Source organism: Castellaniella sp. MT123 (assembly GCF_039614765.1).
Taxonomy (GTDB): Bacteria; Pseudomonadota; Gammaproteobacteria; order Burkholderiales; family Burkholderiaceae_B; genus Castellaniella.
Genome location: NZ_CP154879.1, coordinates 252,047 through 275,551, shown reverse-complemented (window position 1 = coordinate 275,551; position 23,505 = coordinate 252,047). Strand labels below are relative to the sequence as shown.

The window sequence follows — 23,505 nt, the reverse complement described above, 5'->3', positions numbered from 1 at the left end:
ATCACTCCAGGTTCTTGCGCGTGGCGCGCTTGGCGATCGCGAAGAACAATGCCCCGATCGCCGCCATCGCCGCCAGATTGGGCAGGAACACCGCCCAGACATCGCCGGCCAGGAACACGGTTTTGAGCGAATCGACGAAATAGCGCGCCGGAACCACCCGGGTGATGGCGCGGATCGGTGCGGGCATGGCGTCGATTTCGTACAGAAAGCCCGACAACATGAAGGCCGGCAGGAAACCTGTGAACAGGGCGATCTGCGCCGCCAGGAACTGGTTGCGTGCCAGTGAGGAAATCAGCAGCCCCTGGCCCAGGGCCGGCACCATGAACACTGCCGACAGTAGCAGCAGCGCCGCCAGCGAGCCACGCATCGGCACGCCGAAAACGAACACGGCCAATGCCGCCGCGACCAGCGTGGACAGCATGCCGAGCACGAAGTACGGCAGCAGCTTGCCGATCAGGATCTCGGCCACCGACGCGGGCGTGGACAGCACCGCCTCCATGGTGCCGCGTTCCCATTCGCGTGCCACCACCAGCGCGGTGAGCATGGTGCCGATGATGGTCATGACGATGGCGATCGCGCCGGGGATCAGCGCGCGGCGGCTTTCCAGCTCGGGGTTGAACCAGTAGCGCGGCTCCAGTACGACGGACTGGGGCGGCGCCGCGACGTCCAGACCGGCGCGCCACGTCTGCACCACGCCACGGGAGTAGTTCTCGACGTAGTTGGCGGTGTTGGGGTAGGAGCCATCGGTGACGATCTGCACCAGCGGCTCGGTGCCGCGCTGCGCCAGGCGCTGCTCGAAGTCCTGCGGAATCACCACGTAGCCGCGCAGGTCGCCGGACACCAGCTTCTCGGCCACTTCGCGCCGGTCGTGGGCGAACTGCACCTGCAGGAAGCGGGTGCCCGAAAACGCGGCGGCCAGCGACTGCGCCGATGCGCCGGGGGATTCGAGCACCACACCGACGCGGACGTTCTTGGCATCCAGCGACACTGCATAGGCAAACAGCAGCAGCAACACCACCGGCAGCACGAAGGCGATCAGCAGCGTCGAAGGGTCGCGCAACGCCTGGTGGCTTTCCTTCGTGACCAGGGCTATCAGGCGCCGCAGGTCGAAGCGACGCAGGTCGACCGGCACCGGACCGCCCCTATCCTTGTCCTTTATAGGTTCGTTCATGTGGCGGCCTCCATCTCGCGCTCGGCCGACTCGACCAGATGGATGAACGCGTCCTCCATGGTCGGATCGGGTTTTTCCGGGCTCACTGTCACGCGCTTGAGCGCGTCGGGCGTGTCCAGCGCGATCAGCCGCGCACGCGACAGCATGGCCACGCGGTCGCAGTATTCGGCCTCGTCCATGAAGTGGGTGGTGACCATGATGGTCACGCCCTTGCGCGCCAGCCCGTTGATGTGTGTCCAGAACTCGCGCCGGGTGATGGGATCCACCCCTGAAGTCGGCTCGTCCAGGAACAGCACCGGCGGGCGGTGCATCAGCGAACAGGCCAGCGCCAGGCGCTGCTTATGCCCCAGCGGCAGGGAATCGGGCGTGGCCGAAAGCCAGTCGCCCAGGTCGAAGGTTTCGATCATCTCGGCGATACGCTCGCGCCGGGCGCTGCCTTCCAGCCCATAGACCCCGGCCGAGAACTCCAGGTTCTGCTGCACAGACAGCAGGCCGTAGAGCGAAAATTTTTGCGCCATGTAGCCGAGCCGGCTCTTGGCCGCGCCCGTGGCGCGGCGCAGGTCGTGCCCCACCACATGCGCCTCGCCCGCAGTGGGTTTCAGCAGGCCACAGAGCATCTTGAAGGTCGTGGATTTGCCAGCGCCGTTGGGGCCGAGCAGGCCGAAGATCTCACCCTTGGTTACTTCGAAGCTGACGTTGTCGGTGGCGGTGAATTCGCCGAAGCGCTTGGTGAGATTGCGGCAGGACACGGCAATATCGGAGCCCAGTTCGACTGGCGGCAGACGCTCGGCCAGCGTTGAGGTGCCGCCGGGACCACCGCCGAGCAGATCGATGAAAGCGTCCTCGAAGCGCGCCGGCACCTGCGCCAGCCGCACCTGCACCCGTTCGGCCAAGGCCTGCACCTGCGCTGCGTCCGCGCCCGCGCGCAGCACTACGCGCACGCCGGCGCCCTGGATCACGCCATCGCTCACGCTGGGCAGATCGAGCGCTTCGGTCAGGACCGCCCGACGCTCGGCGCCCACATCTTCCAGGCGGAAACTGCGGCCTTCGAGCTGCGCGGTCAATTCTTGCGGTGGGCCATCGAACAGGAGCTGTCCCTGGTTCAGCAACAACACGCTTTCGCAGCGCTCGGCCTCGTCGAGATACGCGGTGGACCAGACCACGGCCATGCCCTCATCGGTCAGCGCCTGCACCATGCGCCACAAGTCCTGGCGGCTGACCGGATCGACGCCCACCCCGGGCTCGTCCAGCAGCAGCACCTTGGGCCGCGCCATGAGCGCACAGGCAAGCCCCAGCTTCTGCTTCATGCCGCCCGAGAGCTTGCCGGCGAGACGCCCGGTGAAGGGCCCAAGCCGCGTGAAGTCGAGCAGTTCGGCAAACAGATCGGCGTTCCGGCCCGCATCCATGCCGCGCAACTGCGCGTACAGCCGCATGTTTTCCATCACCGACAAGTCTTCGTACAGGCCGAAGCGCTGCGGCATGTAGCCGCTGGCGACGTGGATGGCGTCGTTGTCCTTGACCACGTCAAAGCCGGCCAGGGTGACGCGTCCGGCGTTGGGTGTCAGCAGACCGGTCAGGATGCGCATCAGCGTCGTCTTGCCGGCGCCGTCGGGGCCGACCAGGCCCGTCAGCCGGCCATAGTGGATGCGTGCGCTCAAGCCCTTCAGGGCCTGCACGTTGCCGAAATGTTTGGCCACGCCTTCGATGACGACGGCGGCGTCCGTGCCCGCACCCGGTGACACGGTGGCGATGGCGGGGCTCGCCTGCATGTCAACGCTCCGCCGCCGGGGTGCTGGCGTGGGCTTTCGCATCGACGTCGACGGTTACCGGCATACCCTGGCGTAACGCAGCGTCGCTGTCGGCTTCGTCGATGACGATGCGCAGTCGGTACACCAGATCGGTACGCAAATCCGTCGTCTCCACTGTCTTGGGGGTGAATTCCGCGCGTGGCGAGATGAAGCCGATCTGACCGCGATAGACCTTCTCGGATGAATCGCTCTTGACGCGCACCGCAGTGCCAGGTGCAATGCGCCCCAAGTCCGACTCACCCACGTAGGCGCGCACATACACCGGCTTGTCCAGGCTCAGGCTGTAGATCGTGCTCTGGCTTGCAACCATGCTGCCGGGCTCACGCACCCGTGCGATGACAGTCCCGTTACTGGGCGCCATCAATTCGGTGTCCGCCAGGGCTGTAGCGGCTTGCGCCGCGGCAGCCTGCGCGGCCGTCAAACGGGCCTCGGCCGCGGCGATGTCTTCCTTGCGAAAGCCTTCGGATGCTTGCGACATGGCGGCCTTGGCTGCTTCGACGCCAGCGGTTGCCCGGTCTCGTGCCGCGCGGGCGGCATCAACCGTACGCTGACTGCTGGCACCCGATTCCAGCAGGCGGCTCTGGCGTTGAAAGTTGCGCTCGGTCTCAGTGGCGAGCGCTTGCGCCTGCTTGAGCGATTCTCGCGCCTGCGTAATTTCCTGTGGCCGCAAGCCGTGGCGTAGCTTCGTCAGTTCCGCCTGGGCGACCTGCACCTGGGCCTGCGCCACCGCCAGGGCTTCCCGATAGGGCTGCGCATCAAGCGCGGCCATGCGTTCGCCGGCGCGTACGGCGTCGCCCTCATCGAAGGCCATTTGAGTCACGCGCCCAGGCTGGCGGAAGGCCAGCTGCACCTCGCGGATGTCGACGTTGCCATACAAGCGTAGCTGACTGTCGTCACTCCCCGCGCGCTGCATCCGGAAAAACAAGCCGGAACCACTTGCAATCGCAACGATGGCGACAACGATGAAGATCCGTTTGGCTTTGTGGGAAAGGCTGTTGATCTTCATTGCCCGGCCTCCAGGGAGCGAACACCACGTCGGTAGATGGCGAACACCCCCGGCGCGTCACGGCGGATGCGCGCCACGTCGCCGGCCAGCAGCGACTGCATCACCAACCCCTGGATGGTGCCGATGAACAAGACGGCAGCGGCGTCCACATCCAGTCCGGCATCCAGCTCACCCTGCGCCTTGCCGGCGTCAAGCAGACGGCACAGTCGCTCGCCGTAATGACGAATCAAGGTCTGGGCGATTTGCTTGGGCGGGGTGTCTCCCGGCCGCTGCAATTCGCCAAAGAGCATCCTCGGCACCCCCGGGTGCTTGGACACAAAGTCGACATGTGTCATGAAAACCGCCTCCAGCGCTGTAACAGGAGACGCAGTGCCTTCGGCAGCCTTGTCCACCCGGGCCAACAAGCGCTCGGCGACCCAGGACATCACCGCCTGCAGGATGGCGTCTTTAGTCGGAAAGTGACGAAACAGCGCCCCCTGGGTCACCCCCATCCGTTCCGCGATGGCTGCGGTCGTGATATCACTGGGGTTCTGCTCGGCAGCCAGATTGACCACGGTCTCGACTGTGGCCGCGCGCCGCTCGTCGGCCGGTAGATGCTTGGAGTGCCCGCTCATGGCTTGCCCTTCGGTAAGTTAGTAACTGATCACTATCTTAGCATCATGAGGCCAACAATGGAAAAGCCGCCCCGGCATCAGCTGGGACGGCTTTGGAATGGTGCCCGAGGCCGGAATTGAACCGGCACGCCTTTCGGCGAGGGATTTTCTTACCACTTCGGCTTTCGCCGCCGCCCTGCTCAACGCAGGGTGTTCGTGGTCTGGAGCACGCCTTCACCATAGCCTTGCGACCGTAGGTGCCCGCCGTCTGCTCTCTACACCTTCCCAGGAAATGGCCTGGGCTTGGCTCGGTGTTGGCTCGGTTGCCGGAGCATCCAGGGCTTTCGCCGACTTTGACGGGCTTCACTTCGGACGTTTCCCCCCGAAGGCTCAAATTGTTCAAGTCCCTTGTGTCTACCAATTTCACCACTCGGGCATTGCACGATGCGCAGGAACCTATTCCAGCATGACGGCACCGTGAAGGACGCCCATTGTACCCGCAAGAATCATGGCGACTGATGGTGCACACAAATAGACCCTCCGTCCGCCGACATGGACCAGCACGGAAACACGGACGGCTGATCCTGCGAACGCCGTCAGACAGGAATCACAGCACCTTGTCGTCCGCGGCCGGGCCGCCTTCGTCTTCCATCTGCTCGACCTGCTGGGCATCGGAGCAGGTGAACTTCAGCTGTACACCCACCCCGGCACTGCCTTCATTGATGAAGACCGCGCCGCAATGCTCGAGTGCCTGTTGCATCGCCTGCACGGCGGAATCCGGCAGTGCCACCAACTGGTGCTCGAACTGTTCGATGTCCCGTTCCGGGACATCCGACGCCTCGGCGAGGTGGGCACGCTTCAGATTGATCAGCGCACGGGCTGCGCGACATTGAGATCCGGTCATCATAGGGAAGCCTCCTGATCACGACTACGCAGACTGCTATTTTATCTTAGCCAGCACCGCTGCACTACCAGGAACCGCGCTGTTCGGGCACGAACCGGACCAGCGGCAAGGCCAGCAACCGAATCGCGGCGAGAACGGCATAGACCCAGGCCAGGATCAGCCCCATGTCGCTCTGATGGGCCAAAACGGCCGCCACGATCGAGACTGTGGCGATCGCACCGATCTGCAGCGACAGCGTGCGCAAGGCGGCCAGCATGGAAGAGGATTCCGGCGCCAGCTGCAGGCCGGCATTGCGCATAGCCGGATTGATGGCCCCGTTCCCCGCCCCCACCAGGAACGCGGCAAACGCCAGCCAGGCGTAGGGCGAGATATCCGCCACCGGTGGCAGCGCGAGCAGCGCGAGTCCGACAATGGCGATCGCACTGCCGACGTACAGGGGAATGCGATAACCGGTGCGCCGCAGCATCACGACCGCCGTCAGCGAGCAGATCATCGCGGCGGCACCTTGAGCCGTCAGCAACGTACCGGACCCCACCGCATCGATGTCATATCGATTGATGGCATACAACGGCACCAGGGCCATCGCCCCGATCACGAAACCGCTGAACGTCATATTCACCAGGTTGACCGCGCCGAAATTCGGGCCATAGATCAGCCGGGGCTGGATGAAAGGAGTGTCAGTGCGCCGGATATGACGGAAAAAAAGGACCAGCAAGCCAAGCGCCAGACCGAGCAGAATCAGGAATTCACCCCAGTTCCGGGCCCCTGTCGTCTCGCCCAGCACGGTCGCCGCCAGCATCGCCGACAGCAGACTGCCACCCAGCATGGCGATCCCGGCGGCATCCATCTTCTTGCCGGAAGCGTCACCCTTCGGGCGGTCATGGGGGATGAAACGCCAAGCCAGCAGGAAGATCGCCAGGCCGATCGGCACGTTGACGTAAAACACATCACGCCAGGACGAATAAGCCACGAAATAGCCGCCGAAGATCGGCCCGATCATGGCCCCGATCGGAAAGATGCTGCCAAACAGGCTGACATAGCGGTCGCGGGCGTCTCCGAAGTGATCGACGATGATGCCGGTCGCCGTCGGCGTGAAACCGGCGCCGCCGGCCGCCTGCAGCGCGCGCAGAACGATCAGCAGATAGATGTTGTCCGCCATGCCGCAACCCAGCGATGCCAGGGTGAAGACCCCGGTCGAGGCGATGAAGACCCGGCGCCGGCCAAAACGCTCGGAAAGCTTGCCGCTGACCGGCAGCATCAGCACGAAACCGAAGGAATACGCCGTGATCGTCCAGCTGGCCAGATTGATGGATGTTCGCAGGCCCTGCTGGATCGCATGCAGCGCGGTAGCCACGATCGTCGAGTCGATCGACATCATGAGCAACGCCATGGCGATGATGGCAAAGACGGTATTCTTGCGTACCGGCGTCCTGGTGGCTGAAGTCATGCTGTGGCGAACGAGGCTATAACGGGGGATTGTACTGTGGGCCTCATGACCGCACGTTCCCATCACACAGGTGCCACCCTCCGGTCTGAATGCCGGCGCTTGCCGCGCCCCCGGTCAAGGCTGCTTCGGCGATGGCTGCGCGGGCAACGATCGCAAATAGGCAATCAGGGACTTCATGTCGGCATCGTCAATATTCCGATACCAGTCGAAGGCCATGATCCGCACGAGCGGCTTGCCCTCGTCGTCGATGCCGGTACGGATAGCGCGCGCAACCTGCGCGTCGGTCCAGTTCCGCAGCCCGTCCCGATCCGGAGTCAGGTTGGCGGACACCGCCTCCATGCCGGCCGGCCCCTGGATCAGTTGACCACCGGCCCCCAGTTGCGACATGACCAGTTGGCCATGCGCATCGCGAGGCGTATGACATTCCATGCAATGGCCGATTTCCGCCAAGTAGCGGCCATAGCCGACCGTATCGGTGGGTTTGGGGGCCGTGACGTGGGTCACCGGCGGACCGTAATTCGGCGGCAAAGGCATCCGGTAGGTGGATTTTGGAACCGCGTGTTCGACCGCCGGCTGAGCCCTCAGGTAGGCGATGATGGCGGCCAGATCCCGATCCGAGAGGTTGCGGTAAAAGGGCGTGGGCATTGGCGGGCCAATCAGGGATCCATCAGGCCGGACGCCATTGCGGATGGCATTGGCCAGCTGGGCGTCGGTCCAGCCTCCGATTCCGGTCTTGCGGTCCGGGGTAATGTTCGCCGCATAGGCAGTGAACACGGGCGCCTCGAAGACCATGCCCCCGGACAGCCCCAGATTCTTTAGAACCTTGCCCTTTTCGTCGCGAGCCGCATGGCAGTTGACGCAGGCCACCACCCCGTTCATCAGATAATCGCCACGCACCAACAAGTCGTCATCCTGGGCCTGGGCGGTTCCGAAACACCACGCCAGAACACCCAAGACCGCCAGCCTGCGCATTGCCTTCATGATTCGTTCCCTCCAGATGGATGGTCATTCCATGACGCTACCAGCCTTCCAGGCCCGATAGTCGTTATGACCTCAAGAATCATGCATTTTTAGACGGAATCATATCCGCCTTTGGGAGGACTGCCAGCATGGAGCGGCCGGCCCGTCGCACAGTACTGCGGCATCATGCCGCGTCCCGACGTGCGCTATGCGAGGTAGCTAGGTGCGGAACCCTGCGACTGCGTGCCGGCCTGCGGTCCTCACGCCTGAAAAACAGGCGTTTTGACGTCTCGGAGACTGCCAGATAAAGCAGCGTGATCGTCAACAGGCCTGCCATCACGGCGGCGGGCAGCGGAGTGAAGCCGAACCAGTCGGCGCCCGGCAGGTCAGGAATCAGCAATGCCAGCACAGCCACGGCCAGCGTCAGCCAGGCCAGCAGCGTACCTGGCCGGCTGTGCCAGAAAGATTTGTGGGTGCGCACCACAAGCACGACCGCCAGCTGTGTCAGCAGCGATTCCACGAACCACCCCGTGCGGAAGACATCGGCAACCGCATGCATCGCCACCAGCAGAAAGCCGAACGTCAGGAAATCGAACAAGGAACTGATCAGACCGAAATAGATCATGAAGCGACGGATCGAGCCGATATCCCAGCGGCGCGGCACCCGGATCTGCTCCGCATCCACCCGGTCGCGCGCAATGGCCAGCGAAGGCAGCGACGACAGCAGATTGTTGAGCAGGATCTGCGGAGCAAGGAGCGGCAGGAAGGGCAAGGCAAGCGAAGCGAACGCCATCGAGAACATGTTGCCGAAATTGGCGCTGGTAGTGATAGAGATATATTTCATCGTATTCGCGAAGGTCCGCCGGCCATCGTCGACACCCTGCAACAGCACGCCGAGGTCGCGTTTGAGCAGGATCATGTCCGCAGCCTCGCGCGCCACGTCGACCGCACTGTCGACGGAAATGCCGATGTCGGCTTCGTGCAATGCGGGGGCATCGTTGATGCCATCGCCCAGATACCCGACGACGCGGCCATGTCGCCGCAGGGCCTGTATGATGCGCTCCTTCTGGTTTGGATCGATCTCCACGAACAAGTCCGTGCGCAGCGCGCGCCCGAACAGCGCCTCCTTGGTCATGCCGGCCAGTTCCTCGCCAGTGAGGATGCTGCGGTGGCCGAGGCCGACGGTTTGCGCGAGGTGCGCCGCCACATAGCGGTTGTCCCCCGTGATGACTTTGACAGCGATTCCGCTGTCGTGCATCGCCTTCAGCGTATCGGCCACGCCGGCCTTGGGTGGATCCAGGAAAAGCAGGAAACCCGCGAAGCACAGATCCGCTTCATCCCGCCGACCATACGGCCCGGCGCCCTGGAAATGCCGGATCGCCAAACCGAGCACCCGGTAACCTTGATTGCTCCAGTCCCGGATCTTCGCCTCGATCGCCGTGGAATGGCTGGATTCCAGAGGCCTGACCTCAGCCCCGTCGAGTACCGAAGAGCACACTTCCAGGATGTTGCTCACGGCGCCCTTGCAGATCATCAGATCATCGGCTGCGTCTTTCCGGCGCACGACGACGGTCAGGCGCTTGCGCACGAAATCGTAGGGAATCTCATCCACCTTTTCCCAACCGGCCGCAAGGTCCGCGCCGTGGCCGGCGGAGGCGATAGCCTCATCGAGCGGGTTGACCATGCCGGACTGCAGCGTGGCATTGAGAACGGCCCACAGGCGAACGTCCGCCGAATCGGAACCGGCCACATCGCTGCAGGCGTCAAGCCGAACGACACCCTCGGTCAAGGTTCCGGTCTTGTCCGTGCACAGCAGATCCATGCTGCCCAGATTTTCAATGGCGTCGAGCCTGCGCACGATGACGCCCCCCGCAGCCAGGGTGCGCGCGCCCCGCGCCAGCGTCACCGAGATGATGGCCGGCAGCAGCTCGGGCGTCAGCCCCACCGCCAGCGCCAGGGAAAAAAGCAACGAGTCGATCAGCGGACGATGCAGCAGCAGGTTGGCCGCAAACACCACAAGAACGATGACCAGCATGATTTCTGTCATCAGGTAGCCGAAGTGGCGAATGCCCCTGGCAAACTCGGTTTCGGGCGCATTGTGCGCAATGGTGGCCGCGATTGCCGCGTATTCGGTGCGTGCGCCGGTATGCACCACCAGAACGGTCGCCGTGCCGCTGCGCACCGAGGTGCCCATGAACACGGCATTGCCGCGCTGCCCGATCTGCGCCTGCGCCGGCGACTGCCCGGGGAGTTTCTCCACCGGATAGGTCTCGCCCGTCAGGGCCGCCTCGCTGACGCAGAGGTCACACGCTTCGACCAATACGCCATCCGCCGGGATCAGATTGCCGGCCGAGAGCCTGATCACATCGCCCGGAACGATCGACTCGGCGGGGACCAGTTGTTCGACACCGTCACGCACCACCAGCGCCTTGCGCGAGATACGCGCGGTCAAGGCCTGCATCGCCTTGGAAGCCCCATACTCCTGCGTGAAACTCAGCAAGCAGCTTGCCATCACGATCAGCGCGATGATCGCCGCCTCGCTGCCCTCGCCGACGAAGGCGGACGCGATGGCGGCAAAGACCAGGATCAGCACGAGCGGGCTGCGGAACTGGCGGGCGAAGGTGCCCAGCGCATTGACGCCCCCCTTCTTCCCGAGGCCATTCGGACCGGCGCGCAGAAGCCTGTCGGCCGCCTCGGCGGATGAAAGCCCCGCCGGCCGGGAAGCGAGCGCTTCGAACAGATCCTTCGCCGGCTTAGACCAATAGGCATCCGTGCCGTTGCCGACCGCATCCAGATCTGCCCATGCCATGCGCGTCTCCCGAAAGTCACATCGCTCTGCCTTCGAGCGGCCGTCAGCCCGCCTGCAAGTCGCACGATGCGGGATCGAAGACCGACCCCTCAATCCTATGGAGCCAGCCTGCGGCAGCGGATATATTATCCTTCAGCGGACTTCCGATCCTATCGATCGCAGCGGAATCCGACGAATTTTGTGCCAGCGGACACGCACCACCAAAGGCCCATCATGAAGGCAATGATCTTCGAGAAATCAGGAATGCCACTCTCGCCGGTCGAGCGGCCGGATCCGCTGCCGGGCCCTGGCGAAATCAGGCTGCGGGTGGAGGCTTGTGCGGTCTGCCGCACCGATCTGCACATCGTGGACGGAGATCTTCCTCATCCGAAGCTGCCCCTCATACTCGGTCACGAGGTAGTCGGCATCGTCGATGCCGTCGGGCCGGGGGTCGATCGCGCCCGGCTGGGCCACCGCGTCGGCGTGCCATGGCTTGGGCACACGTGCGGCACCTGCCGCTATTGCAGCACCGGTGCGGAAAATCTCTGCGACACGCCGATCTTCACCGGTTATACCCGCGATGGTGGCTTCGCCACCCACACGGTGGCCGATGCGGATTTCGCCTTCCCCCTGGACGAGGACGCCGCGCCCGCATCGCTGGCGCCCCTGCTTTGCGCCGGGCTCATAGGCTGGCGATCGCTGAAGAAGGCGGGCGATGGGGAACGCATCGGTCTCTACGGCTTTGGCGCCGCCGCGCATATCCTCGCGCAGATATGCGCCTGGCAAGGCAGGCGGGTCTTTGCTTTCACGCGCCGCGGCGACGCCCAGGCACAGCGATTCGCCATGGACCTGGGTGCTGTCTGGGCCGGAGCATCGGACGAGATGCCGCCGGAGCCGCTCGACGCGGCCATCATTTTCGCGCCGGTTGGCGCTCTGGTGCCCTGCGCACTGAGAGCCGTGCGCAAAGGCGGACGGGTGGTGTGCGGCGGCATCCACATGAGCGACATTCCCGCCATGCCGTACGCAGTCTTGTGGGAAGAACGGAAACTGGCATCGGTGGCAAACCTGACTCGCCAGGATGCGCATGAATTTTTCCCGACGGCCAGCGCCGCCGGCATACGGACGCGGACCACGATCTACGGACTCGAAGACGCAAATCGGGCACTTGCGGACCTGCGCGCCGGCAGGCTCGATGGGGCCGCTGTCATCGTCCCCTGACCGCTCCGGTGCCGCGTCAGACGAAGTGTGCAAAAACTGTCCGAGCCTTGGCGGAAGCGGTGAGATTCGAACTCACGAACGGTTTCCCGTTGCTGGTTTTCAAGACCAGTGCAATCGACCACTCTGCCACGCTTCCCGGATGAAGACCGCAAGTGTAGCGCATAATCCAGGCTGGATACCGACAGGAACCCCCATGAAAGCCATTGAAATCACCAAGCCCGGCGGCCCGGACGTCCTGCGTCTGGTGGATCGCCCGACCCCTGTTCCAGGCACCGGAGAAGTCCTGATCGAGGTCGAAGCCGCCGGGGTCAACCGGCCCGATGTTTTTCAGCGCCAGGGCAGCTACCCGCCTCCCGATGGAGCGTCCGACCTGCCGGGGCTGGAAGTGGCCGGCCGCATCGTCAGCGGCGACCCGGAATCGGCTGGTCTGAAGATCGGCGACGATGTCTGTGCCCTGATCGCGGGCGGTGGCTATGCGCAGTACTGCGTGGCACCGGCCGGCCAGTGCCTGCCCGTCCCGTCCGGCCTTTCGATGACCGAGGCGGCGGCGCTGCCCGAAACCTATTTCACCGTCTGGAGCAACGTTTTCGATCGCGCAGCGCTGGCATCCGGCGAAACGCTGCTGGTCCATGGCGGAGCCAGCGGCATCGGCACGACAGCCATCACCCTGGCGCGGGCGTTCGGCCACGCGGTCTACGCCACGGCGGGCAGCGACGAACGGGTCCAGGCCATCGAAGCGCTGGGCTGCACGCACGGCATCAATTACCGCACCCAGGATTTCGTCGAGGAGATCCGGACGCTGACGGACGGACGCGGCGTGGACGTGATCCTGGACATGGTGGCGGGCGACTATTTGCCGCGCAACATCGAAACTCTGGCGGACGATGGGCGGCTGGTGATCATCGCGCAGCTAGGGGGCAGGCGTGGCACCCTGGACTGTCGGGAAGTCATGCGCCGCCGGCTGACGGTGACGGGCTCGACGCTGCGCGCCCGCCCTGTCGCCGTCAAGGCATCCATCGCACGGGCACTGCGTGAACGCGTCTGGCCGCTGCTGGAAGCCGGCGTCATCCGGCCACGGATCCACGCCACTTTTCCACTGGCCGATGCGGCCCTTGCCCACTCGATGATGGATGCCGGCGAGCAAATCGGGAAAATCGTTCTGCTGACCCGATGAGCGATATTGCCATCTTGGCGGTATGACAAAGCGGGATGCGACCAGGGCCGGGCTGGCGGCATCCCGATCGGGGGTCCGGCTTCAAGCAAAAAGGCGCCCCGAAGAGCGCCTTTTTGCCAACTGGGCGGGCCAGACCGCCCAGTGCGACGGAACCGCTTATTCGGCGGGCGTCGGGGCGGCGGGGCCGCCCTGGGCTTCGATGCCGCCGATGGCCTTCACCGACAGGCGCAGGCGGCCGCGATCATCGGCCTCGATGACCTTGACGCGGACCGACTGGCCGACCTTCAAGACATCATTGATGTCGTTGATGCGGTAGTTGGCGATCTCGGAAATGTGCAGCAGGCCGTCGCGGCCCGGCAGCACCTGAACGATGGCGCCGAAGTCCAGCAGACGCTGCACGGTGCCCTGGTATTCCTGACCGACTTCCACATCAGCGGTCAGTTCCTTGATGCGGCGCTCGGCTTCATGCGCACGATCCAGGTCGGCACTGGCGATGGTGATGCTGCCATCGTCGCTGATGTCGATCTGGCAGCCGGTTTCCTCGGTCAGGGCACGGATGGTGGCGCCACCCTTGCCGATCACGTCGCGGATCTTTTCCGGGTTGATCTTGAGCCGCAGCATACGCGGCGCGAAGTCGGACAATTCGGTGCGGGAGCCGTCGATGGCTTCACGCATCTTGCCCAGAATGTGCAGGCGGCCTTCACGAGCCTGGGCCAGCGCCACCTGCATGATTTCCTTGGTGATGCCCTGAATCTTGATGTCCATCTGCAGGGCGGTCACGCCGGTAACCGTGCCGGTGACCTTGAAGTCCATGTCGCCCAGGTGATCCTCGTCGCCCAGGATGTCGGTCAGCACGGCGAACTTGCCGCCTTCCTTGATCAGGCCCATGGCCACACCGGCCACGTGGTCCTTGATCGGCACGCCCGCGTCCATCATCGACAGGCTGCCGCCGCAGACGGACGCCATGGAGGAGGAACCATTCGATTCCGTGATTTCGGACACCAGACGCAGGGTGTACTGGAATTCATCGGCGGCGGGCAACAGCGGCAGCAGGGCGCGCTTGGCCAGGCGGCCATGACCGATCTCGCGGCGCTTGGGCACCCCGAAACGACCCGTTTCGCCCGTGGCGAACGGCGGCATGTTGTAGTGCAGCATGAAACGGTCACGGTATTCGCCCATGATCGAATCGATGATCTGTTCGTCCTGCTTGGTGCCCAGCGTGGTGACCACCAGCGCCTGGGTTTCACCCCGGGTGAACAGGGCCGAACCGTGGGCGCGCGGCAGCACGCCCAGGCGGATGCTGATCGGACGCACCGTACGCGTGTCGCGCCCGTCGATACGCGGTTCGCCGTTCAGGACCTGACCACGCACGATCTCGGATTCCAGTGCGAACAGCATGTTCTCGACTTCGACATTGTCCGGCGCCGCATCGCCACGCGCCGCAGCGTGTTCGGCGAGCTTGGCCTTGACATCGGCATACACCTGACGCAGCCGGGTAGTGCGTTCCTGCTTGTTACGCAGCTGATAGACAGCCTGCAGCGGTTCGAAGGCAGCGGCACGCACGGCCGTGGCCAGCGCTTCGTTGCGCGGGGCGGGCTGCCAGTCCCATTCGGGCTTGCCGGCTTCGGCCACCAGTTCATGAATGGCGTTGATGCAGGCCTGCATCTGTTCATGCCCAAACACCACGGCACCCAGCATGACGTCTTCCGGCAGCTGCTTGGCCTCGGATTCGACCATCAGCACGGCCGCTTCGGTGCCGGCGACCACCAGGTCCAGTTGGGATTGCTCGCGCACCTGCGTGGTGCTGGGGTTCAGGACATACTGACCGTCGATGTAACCGACACGCACCGCACCCACCGGCCCATTGAAGGGAATGCCGGAGATGGCCAGCGCCGCCGATGCGCCGATCATCGCGGGGATGTCGGGGTCGATCTCGGGATTGACCGACAGGGTATGGATGATGACCTGGACGTCGTTGTAGAAGCCCTCTGGGAACAAAGGCCGCAGCGGACGGTCGATCAGACGCGACGTCAGGGTTTCTTTTTCCGAGGGCTTGCCCTCGCGTTTGAAGAAGCCGCCCGGGATCTTGCCAGCGGCATAGGTCTTTTCAACGTAATCGACGGTCAGCGGGAAAAAATCCTGGCCGGGCTTGGCAGTACGGGCCGCGACGACAGTGGCCAGAACAACCGTGTCATCGACGGAAACCAGTACGGCACCGGACGCCTGGCGGGCGATCTCGCCGGTTTCCAGAACCACGGTGTGCTCACCGTACTGGAACGACTTGCTCACTTTATTGAACATCACATTATCCTTCTAACAAAAAACCGTGCACTCCGCGCATCGGATCGCGGCGTACACGGTTCGTACACGGGGAGCCAGGCCCCGGGGCATTACTTGCGCAGACCGAGTTTTTCGATCAGTGCACGGTAGGAATCCGGGTTGCGGCCCTTCAGGTAGTCGAGCAGCTTGCGGCGACGGCTGACCATGCGCAGCAGGCCACGACGCGAATGGTGGTCTTTCGTGTGGGCTTTGAAGTGGCCGGTCAGCTCATTGATGCGGGCGGTCAGCAAGGCGACCTGGACTTCGGGGGACCCGGTGTCGCCAGCGGCGCGCTGGAATTGCGACACGATGTCGGATTTGACGATATCAGCAACAGACATGCTTTTAAACCTCAGGGACAGGCGGCAGCACCGAGGCGCGCTGCCGTGAAATGAAAAAAAACGCCACGCAATCCGTGGCGCATCCGGGATTATAGCGGATTCGACTCTGCCCCGTATGCGGGGCTGAAACCCCGGGAAGGATGTCGCGACCTGAGGCCGTTCTGATCAAAGGTCGTCCGTACCGCGCATCCGGGCCCCCAACCGACGGGCCCGGCGTACCCGCCACAGCCAGACAAGCCAGCCTGACAGGCTGTAGAGCACGAACAGCAGGAACAGCACCACGGGTGGGTCGCTGGACACGAAGACGAACACAGCGACGACGAGCAGCATGACCCAGAACGGCACGCTGCGGCCCAGCGCAAAAGACTTGCCGCTGAAGAACGGCGCGTTGGACACCATCGCAATCCCGGCATAGACAGTCACGGCAAAGGCGGCCCAGGGGATCACGCCATCGGACAGCGACAGTTTGTTGTCCACCGACAGCCAGACAAAACCGGCGACCAATGCGGCGGCGGCCGGGCTGGGCAGCCCCTGAAAGTACTGCTTGTCGACCTTGCCGATGTTGGCGTTGAACCGCGCCAGGCGCAGCGCCGCCCCGACCACATAAACGAAAGCGGCCAGCCAGCCCCAGCGGCCCAGCCCCTGAAGCGACCATTCATACATGACCAGTGCGGGCGCCATACCGAAGGAAATCATGTCCGCCAGCGAATCGTACTGTTCGCCAAAAGCGGACTGGGTGTTCGTCAGCCGCGCCACCCGCCCGTCCATGCTGTCGAAGACCATGGCCAGGAACACCGCGATGGCGGCGACTTCGAAGTGCTGGTTCATGGCCTGTACGACGGCATAGAAGCCCGCGAACAGGTTGGCGGTGGTGAACGCGTTCGGCAGCAGATAAATGCTGCGGCGGCGCTGTCTTTCGTCAGGCATGGGCTCAGGGTGTGGAATCGTTGTCACGGGAGCGAACAGGGAGCTCGGCCAGCACGGTGCTGGTGGCCTTGACCTTGTCGCCGATGGCGACCCGGGGCCGGCTTCCTGGGGGCAAGTATACGTCCACCCGCGAGCCGAACCGGATGAAACCGTAGCGCTGCCCGGCATACAGAGACTGCCCGATCCGGGCGTGGCACAGGATGCGCTTGGCGACCAGACCCGCGACCTGCACGGCGGTCACCGTCTGTCCGTCAGTGGTTTCCAGAACCATGGCGTTGCGCTCGTTTTCCAGCGAGGCCTTGTCCAGCGCAGCGTTGAAGAACTTGCCCGGAAAATATTCGATCGACTGGACGGCACCATCGACCGGCACCCGATTCGAGTGCACGTTGAACACATTCATGAAAACGCTGATCTTCAAGGCCTGACGACCACCGGCATAGGGATCCGCTGCGTCTTCGACGCAAACGATGCGCCCATCGGCCGGACACAACACCAGCCCCTGCCCTTCCGGCGCCTCGCGGGCGGGATCGCGGAAGAACTGCAGCGCAAACAGCGCGAAGATCCAGAACGGAATGGATGCCCAGGCCGACCAGGCACTGACCAGCACGACCACAATGACGGCACCGATCAGAATGAGCCAGCCCTCGCGGGCGATGACGGGATGTGGGTAAGGAGGGATTTTCATGGTAGGCGCAAGAATAACCCAATTCAGGGTGTGGAATCGAACCAACCGGCGCCCAAAGAATGAAGGGCCGGCCTTCCTTCCGGAAGCCCGGCCCCCATGCGTGGTGGGCGACGCTTAGTTCTTCGACTGATCCACCAGCTTGTTGGCTGCGATCCAGGGCATCATGGCGCGCAGTTTGCCACCCACCTGCTCGATCTGCGATTCGGCGTTCAGACGGCGGCGCGAGGTCAGTTCCGGTGCGCCAGCGGCGTTTTCCAGAATGAAGTTCTTCGCGTAGACACCCGTCTGGATGTCGGTCAGGCACTGACGCATCGCCGCACGCGTCTCGTCGGTGACGATGCGCGGGCCGGTGACGTATTCGCCGTATTCCGCATTGTTGGAGATCGAGTAGTTCATGTTGGCGATGCCGCCTTCGTAGATCAGATCCACGATCAGCTTCAGTTCGTGCAGGCACTCGAAATACGCCATTTCGGGGGCGTAGCCGGCCTCGACCAGCGTCTGGAAGCCCGCCTTGATGAGTTCGACGGTGCCACCGCACAGCACGGCCTGCTCACCGAACAGGTCGGTTTCGGTTTCCTCACGGAAATTCGTTTCGATGATGCCGGCGCGCCCGCCGCCATTGCCCATGGCGTACGACAGGGCCAGATCACGGGCCTTGCCGGAGACGTCCTGGTGCACGGCGACCAGATGCGGCACGCCGCCGCCCTGCTTATAGGTACTGCGCACGGTGTGGCCAGGAGCCTTCGGGGCGATCATGATGACGTCGATGTCGGCGCGCGGCACGACCTGGCCGTAATGCACATTGAAGCCGTGAGCGAACGCCAGAGCGGCGCCGGACTTCAGGTTGGCGGCGATCTGGGTCCGGTAGACCTCGGCGATGTGCTCGTCGGGCAGCAGCATCATGACCACGTCGGCACCCTTGACGGCCTCGGCCACTTCCTTGACGGACAGACCGGCACCTTCCGCCTTTTTCCAGGAGGCGCCGCCCTTGCGCAGACCCACGGTGACCTTGACACCGGAATCATGCAGGTTCTGGGCATGGGCATGCCCCTGCGAGCCATAACCGATGATGGCCACTTGCTTGCCCTTGATCAGGGACAGGTCACAGTCTTTGTCGTAGAAAACTTTCATGTCGGATACTCCGTGAGATTATTTGATTCTGGGCACTTCTATAGTTTGAGAACGCGTTCGCCGCGGCCCACGCCGGAGACCCCCGTGCGGACGGTCTCCAGGATGGCGCTGCGGTCCAGCGCGCCGATGAAGGCGGCGATTTTATCCTGCACGCCGGTGAGTTCGATGGTGTAGGTCTTGTCGGTGACATCGATGATCCGCCCCCGGAAGATCTCCGCCATGCGCTTCATTTCATCGCGTTCCTTGCCCACCGCGCGCACCTTGATGAGCATGAGCTCGCGTTCGACGTGCGGGCCTTCGGACAGGTCCACAACCTTGACGACATCCACCAGCCGGTTCAGGTGCTTGGTGATCTGTTCGATGATTTCATCGGACCCCACCGTGACGATGGTCATGCGCGACAGCGTGACGTCTTCGGTGGGCGCCACGGTCAGAGTTTCGATGTTGTAGCCGCGAGCGGAAAACAGCCCCACGACCCGCGACAGGGCACCCGGTTCGTTTTCCAGCAAAACGGAAATGACGTGTTTCATGGTTATCCCCTCACAGATCCTCGGAACCCAGCAGCATTTCGGTCAGGCCGCGACCGGCTTTGACCATGGGCCAGACGTTCTCGGTCTGATCCGTGATGAAGTCCATGAACACGAGACGGTCCTTGTATTTCGTGAACGCCTCGCGCAGCGCGGGCTCGACGTCGGCCGGTTTTTCGATGCGCATGCCGACATGGCCGTAGCTCTCGACGAGTTTCACGAAGTCCGGCAGGGCATCCACGTAGGATTCGGAATACCGCGAACCGTATTCGATCTGCTGCCACTGGCGCACCATGCCCAGGTACCGGTTGTTCAGGCACAGGATCTTGGGTGTCAGGCGATACTGGCTGCAGGTGGACAGTTCCTGGATGTTCATCTGGATGGAACCTTCGCCGGTAATCACGGCGACGTCCCGATCCGGATTGGCCATCTGCACCCCCATGGCGAACGGCAGGCCGACACCCATGGTGCCCAGCCCCCCGGAATTGATCCAGCGGCGAGGCTCCGGGAAGGGGTAATACTGGGCGGCCCACATCTGGTGCTGCCCCACGTCGGACGTCACGAACGCCTGGCCGCGGGTGACTTCCCAGAGTTTCTGCACCACGAACTGCGGCTTGATCACCGTGTCCGAGTGTTCATAGTCCAGGCATTTGCGGCCCCGCCAGGTGTCGATCTGCTTCCACCAGGCATCCAGCTGATGTTCGGCGCTGCCCTGTTCGGCCAGCGACTGCGCATACAGACCGATCAGATCCTGGAGTACTTCGCGGACATCGCCCACGATGGGCACATCCACCCGCACCCGCTTGGAGATCGAGGACGGATCGATGTCCACATGGATGATCTTGCGCGGCACCTGGGCAAAATGCTTCGGATTGCCGATGACGCGATCGTCGAAACGCGCGCCGACGGCCAGCAGAACGTCGCAATTCTGCATGGCCATATTGGCTTCGTAGGTGCCATGCATACCGGGCATGCCCACGAATTGCAGGTCGGTGCCGGGGAACGCCCCCAGGCCCATGAGCGTCGTGGTGCACGGCGCCCCGGTCATGCGGACCAGCTTGCGCAGTTCATCTGACGCATTCGAGAGTACGACCCCGCCCCCGGCGTAGATCATGGGCCGTTCGGCGGCCAGCAGCATCTGCACGGCCTTCTTGATCTGGCCCTGGTGCCCCTTGGTGACCGGCGCGTAGGAACGCAGCTGGGTCGGCCCGCGCTTGGGCGTGTATTTGCAGATCGCGACGGAGACGTCCTTCGGGATGTCGACCAGCACCGGCCCGGGACGGCCGGAGCGCGCGATGTAGAAGGCCCGGCGCAGGGTTTCGGCCAGGTCCTTGACGTCGCGCACCAGGAAATTGTGCTTGACGCAGGGCCGCGTGATGCCGACGGTGTCGCATTCCTGGAAGGCATCCTGGCCGATGGCGTTCGTAGGCACCTGACCGCTGATGATGACCATCGGGATCGAGTCCATATAGGCCGTCGCGATGCCGGTCACGGCATTGGTCACGCCCGGGCCGCTGGTGACCAGGCAGACGCCGACTTTATCGGAGGATCGGGAATAGGCATCGGCTGCGTGAACCGCAGCCTGCTCGTGTCGCACGAGGACGTGCTGGAATTTGTCTTGGTTGTAGATCGCGTCGTAGATGTAGAGGACCGCGCCGCCGGGGTAGCCAAACACATGGTCTACGCCTTCCTCGATCAGACAACGCACGACGATGTCGGCGCCATTGAGTTCCATGATGGATTCCTTTCTAACCTGTGCCATGCGCCAAGCGGCCATCCGGCCCGGGCCGGCACCGGTGATCCGCGACATGATCCGACGCTAGGCGATTCACGGAATCGCTGTGCCCGGACACCTCGTGGAACCAGCCCGCACCCCTTGGTACAGGACACTCGCGCCGTCAGGCGCAACGTGGTGGAAACGGACGCCCCGGACCACGCTTGTGGCGCATCCTGGAGCATAAATAATGGAAGACGAAAAAACCCGGGCGTGTGACCCGGGTGTTCGCCACATCAGCCAACCCCGATGCGGGATGACCAAGCGGCTAATTTACCGCGTTGCAACATGGGCTGCAAGCGATGAGCGCGCGACGACTGGCCAGGAGGATCGGCCGCTAGATCCCTTCGCCAGGAAAACCCTGGTTCGCCCACACGTGCACCCCGGGATTTCCTATACTTCCCCCATTGTTGTCCAACATGGCCTTCCGGATCCCGGCTGCATGACCTCGCCTACGCCCCAGCTGCAGAGATTCTTCTATAGCCACTACTTCTTCGGCGGCTTGCGGCAGGCCACAGGGGTGCTGCTGCCGGCGCTGGTCCTCACGGGCCTGTTCGGCTGGGTCGCCGCCGGATTCGTCGCCGCTGTGGGCGCCGCCTGCGTGGCGCTCCTGGACCAACCTGGCGGCCCGCGGCGCTATGGCATCAACGGCATGTTCGCCGCCCTGTGTCTGGGTTCGCTGACCACGGCCGTGACCGGATTGGCCGCCAGCAACACCCTGGCCATCTGGCTGGTGGTCCCGACGCTGTGCTTCGGCTTTTCGATGCTGACGGTCTACGGCAAACACGGCGGTCTGCTGGGCTTCGCGTGCCTGCTGATCATGACGCTGACCCTGCGCACGCCCCTGACCCAGGCCGACGTGCTGCAGCACACGCTGACGTCCTTTCTGGGCGGCGCGTTCTACCTGATCTACAGCGCCATCGCGCATCGCCTGCTGTGGCACCGCGAGGAACAACAGGTCCTGTCCGTCGCCCTGTTCGCCACCGCGGACTACGTCGCCACACGGTCGCAGTTCTACGACATCCATGTGGATCTGGAAAAAAGCTATCGGCAACTGATCCGCAGCCAGGCGGCCATGACCGATGCGCATCAGGCCGCGCGCGACATGGTCCTGCGCGAACTGCCGCGCGGCGCCACATCGCGGGGAGACCGCCTGCGCCAAGGCCTGCTGAACCTGTTTGTCGACATGGTGAGCCTGCTCGACAGCATGGTCGCCACGCACACCGACTACACAACCCTGCGCCAGGCGCTGCCCGACAGCGACATCCTGCTGTTCGTGCGCGATGCCATGCGCAAGCTGGCGGCCAACGTCTCGGGCCTGGCCCTGAACGTGGCGCGCAATCGCCACGCGCGGGTGCGCAACAGTGTCAAGGCCGAGCTGAGGGCAATAGAATTCGAACTGCAGCAGCTGCGCGAACAGGGCATGCTCCAGTCCGACCCGGAACTGTACGCCCTGCTGGTCCAGGTCCTGCGCCGCCTGCGCAACATGACCCGCCAGGTGGACCGCATGGCGGACCATTCGGTCAATCCCCTGCCCCAGGACTCGGACCTGTCCAAGGCCAACCGGTCGCTGAACCGGTTCCTCACACGCCAGAAATGGCGTCTGGGTCTGCTGACCGACAACCTGCACATGCAATCGGCACATTTCCGCTACGGACTGCGGGTCGCGGTCGCCGCCCTGCTGTCGATGGTGGTGGGCACCCTGATGGCCTACACCCCGATGGTGCGCACGCTGGACCCGGGGATGGCCGGCCACAGCTACTGGATCATCCTGACGGTCCTCATCATCATGAAACCCGGCTTCGCCCTGACCCGCCAGCGCAACGGCTGGCGACTGATGGGCACCCTGATCGGCTGCGGACTGGCGGTGGTGTTGTTCTTCCTAGACCTGAACCCGACGCTGTACCTGCTGATCCTGGTGGCCAGCAGCATCCTGGGCTACAGCCTGGTCCAGGTGAACTTCATCCTGTCCGCTGTGTTCAACACCCTGTTCGTGCTGCTGATCTTCCACTTCCTGGTGCCCGGATCGAACACCGTGGTGGGCGAACGGCTGGTCGATACCGTCATCGGCAGCGTCCTGGCCCTGAGCTGCAGCTACATCCTGCCATCCTGGGAACGCACCGCCATCGACACGCTGGCCCGCACCTTGCGCACCGCGAACCAAGCATTCCTGCAAAAAGGCCTTGCCTACGTGCAGGCATCCCGGAAGGCGCGCCAGGCAGGCTACCCCGACAGTTCCGACCGGAACGAAGCCGAAACGCAGTGGAAGCTGAGCCGCAACAACGTGCACATCGCCTTCAGCAACTTCGCCTCGGCCTTCTACCGAATGATGGATGAGCCTGTGCGCCGACAGCGCCATGTCCCCGAACTGAACCGCCTGATGATCCAGCATCACGCGCTGGCCTCGCAGATCGCCGCCGTCATCCCGCAACTGGCGCGCCTGGACCAGGAACCCGCCGGTATCCGCCAGGCGCTGGCCGCCACGACCGATTTCCTGGCCGGGCGCACGGGTGCGCCGCCCAATGTCATCGAAACGGATGGCGACCATGCCGCGATGGCCTACCCGCTACGCCAGATGATCAAGGCCGCCCAGCGCATCGACGAGAACATGCGTGCGCTGGAACCGGGCGCCACCCCGGCGAATCACCGCAAACCTCAGGCGGCATCCGCCTGATCCAGCAGCGACAAGCCAACCGTCGCATGGCTGAACCCCTGCCACGATGGATGCGACG

At 63.9% G+C, this 23,505-nt stretch carries 18 protein-coding genes and 1 tRNA gene; 3 read left to right on the top strand and 16 right to left on the bottom strand.

Annotated features, from left to right (window positions below; translation table 11 throughout):
- Position 1: 1 nt before the first annotated feature.
- The 8 genes from ABCV34_RS01295 to mgtA form a co-directional block, all read right to left on the bottom strand.
- Entirely contained in the window at positions 2–1,171 is a 1,170-nt protein-coding gene (locus ABCV34_RS01295) for an ABC transporter permease (RefSeq protein ID WP_345797452.1), read from the bottom strand.
- Positions 1,168–2,940, bottom strand: a complete 1,773-nt coding sequence (locus ABCV34_RS01290) for an ATP-binding cassette domain-containing protein (protein WP_345797451.1) — start codon at positions 2,938–2,940, stop codon at positions 1,168–1,170. Before ABCV34_RS01290 ends, ABCV34_RS01295 begins: the two co-directional genes overlap by 4 nt.
- Position 2,941: 1 nt before the next feature.
- On the bottom strand, positions 2,942–3,985 hold the full coding sequence (gene hlyD, locus ABCV34_RS01285; protein WP_345797450.1) for a secretion protein HlyD: 1,044 nt from the start codon (positions 3,983–3,985) through the stop codon (positions 2,942–2,944).
- Positions 3,982–4,599: a TetR/AcrR family transcriptional regulator gene (locus ABCV34_RS01280; RefSeq protein WP_345797449.1), complete on the bottom strand. Its 618-nt coding sequence runs from the start codon at positions 4,597–4,599 to the stop codon at positions 3,982–3,984. The genes hlyD and ABCV34_RS01280 overlap by 4 nt, the downstream gene beginning before the upstream one ends.
- Before the next feature lie 586 nt (positions 4,600–5,185).
- Positions 5,186–5,485: an XRE family transcriptional regulator gene (locus ABCV34_RS01275; protein ID WP_345797448.1), complete on the bottom strand. Its 300-nt coding sequence runs from the start codon at positions 5,483–5,485 to the stop codon at positions 5,186–5,188.
- 61 nt (positions 5,486–5,546) lie between these two features.
- On the bottom strand, positions 5,547–6,929 hold the full coding sequence (locus ABCV34_RS01270; protein WP_345797447.1) for an MFS transporter: 1,383 nt from the start codon (positions 6,927–6,929) through the stop codon (positions 5,547–5,549).
- A gap of 114 nt (positions 6,930–7,043) precedes the next feature.
- On the bottom strand, positions 7,044–7,910 hold the full coding sequence (locus tag ABCV34_RS01265; RefSeq protein WP_345797446.1) for a c-type cytochrome: 867 nt from the start codon (positions 7,908–7,910) through the stop codon (positions 7,044–7,046).
- A gap of 163 nt (positions 7,911–8,073) precedes the next feature.
- The gene (gene mgtA / locus ABCV34_RS01260) at positions 8,074–10,791 is read right to left on the bottom strand and encodes a magnesium-translocating P-type ATPase (protein WP_345797445.1); all 2,718 of its coding nucleotides are present in this window, start codon (positions 10,789–10,791) and stop codon (positions 8,074–8,076) included.
- Between the two features lie 120 nt (positions 10,792–10,911).
- Here mgtA and ABCV34_RS01255 point away from each other — a divergent pair, with 120 nt between their 5' ends.
- Positions 10,912–11,895, top strand: coding sequence for a zinc-dependent alcohol dehydrogenase family protein (locus tag ABCV34_RS01255; RefSeq protein ID WP_345797444.1), 984 nt, complete (start codon positions 10,912–10,914; stop codon positions 11,893–11,895).
- Positions 11,896–11,943: 48 nt separating this feature from the next.
- On the opposite strand, the gene ABCV34_RS01250 is transcribed toward ABCV34_RS01255, so the two are convergent.
- Positions 11,944–12,031 (bottom strand) — tRNA-Ser (locus tag ABCV34_RS01250).
- A gap of 57 nt (positions 12,032–12,088) precedes the next feature.
- On the opposite strand from ABCV34_RS01250, the gene ABCV34_RS01245 reads away from it, so the two are divergent.
- Positions 12,089–13,069, top strand: coding sequence for an NAD(P)H-quinone oxidoreductase (locus tag ABCV34_RS01245; protein ID WP_345797443.1), 981 nt, complete (start codon positions 12,089–12,091; stop codon positions 13,067–13,069).
- Positions 13,070–13,225: 156 nt separating this feature from the next.
- Here ABCV34_RS01245 and pnp read toward each other — a convergent pair whose 3' ends face one another.
- From pnp to ABCV34_RS01210, 7 genes are all read right to left on the bottom strand, one after another.
- Positions 13,226–15,370: a polyribonucleotide nucleotidyltransferase gene (gene pnp, locus ABCV34_RS01240; protein ID WP_345797442.1), complete on the bottom strand. Its 2,145-nt coding sequence runs from the start codon at positions 15,368–15,370 to the stop codon at positions 13,226–13,228.
- 89 nt (positions 15,371–15,459) lie between these two features.
- Positions 15,460–15,729: a 30S ribosomal protein S15 gene (gene rpsO / locus ABCV34_RS01235; RefSeq protein WP_345797441.1), complete on the bottom strand. Its 270-nt coding sequence runs from the start codon at positions 15,727–15,729 to the stop codon at positions 15,460–15,462.
- A 165-nt stretch (positions 15,730–15,894) separates the two neighbouring features.
- A complete protein-coding gene (pssA, locus tag ABCV34_RS01230; protein WP_345797440.1) occupies positions 15,895–16,656 on the bottom strand; it encodes a CDP-diacylglycerol--serine O-phosphatidyltransferase in 762 nt (253 codons plus the stop codon).
- A 4-nt stretch (positions 16,657–16,660) separates the two neighbouring features.
- Entirely contained in the window at positions 16,661–17,341 is a 681-nt protein-coding gene (locus ABCV34_RS01225; protein ID WP_345797439.1) for a phosphatidylserine decarboxylase, read from the bottom strand.
- A 114-nt stretch (positions 17,342–17,455) separates the two neighbouring features.
- Positions 17,456–18,472 carry a ketol-acid reductoisomerase gene (gene ilvC / locus ABCV34_RS01220; RefSeq protein WP_345797438.1) on the bottom strand — a complete coding sequence of 339 codons (1,017 nt, stop codon included), beginning with the start codon at positions 18,470–18,472 and terminating at the stop codon, positions 17,456–17,458.
- A 38-nt stretch (positions 18,473–18,510) separates the two neighbouring features.
- Complete coding sequence (gene ilvN / locus ABCV34_RS01215; protein WP_345797437.1) at positions 18,511–19,002, bottom strand: acetolactate synthase small subunit; 492 nt, start codon at positions 19,000–19,002, stop codon at positions 18,511–18,513.
- Positions 19,003–19,012: 10 nt separating this feature from the next.
- Positions 19,013–20,761: an acetolactate synthase 3 catalytic subunit gene (locus ABCV34_RS01210; protein ID WP_345797436.1), complete on the bottom strand. Its 1,749-nt coding sequence runs from the start codon at positions 20,759–20,761 to the stop codon at positions 19,013–19,015.
- A 454-nt stretch (positions 20,762–21,215) separates the two neighbouring features.
- Here ABCV34_RS01210 and ABCV34_RS01205 point away from each other — a divergent pair, with 454 nt between their 5' ends.
- Entirely contained in the window at positions 21,216–23,447 is a 2,232-nt protein-coding gene (locus ABCV34_RS01205; RefSeq protein WP_345797435.1) for an FUSC family membrane protein, read from the top strand.
- The last annotated feature ends 58 nt before the right edge of the window (positions 23,448–23,505 follow it).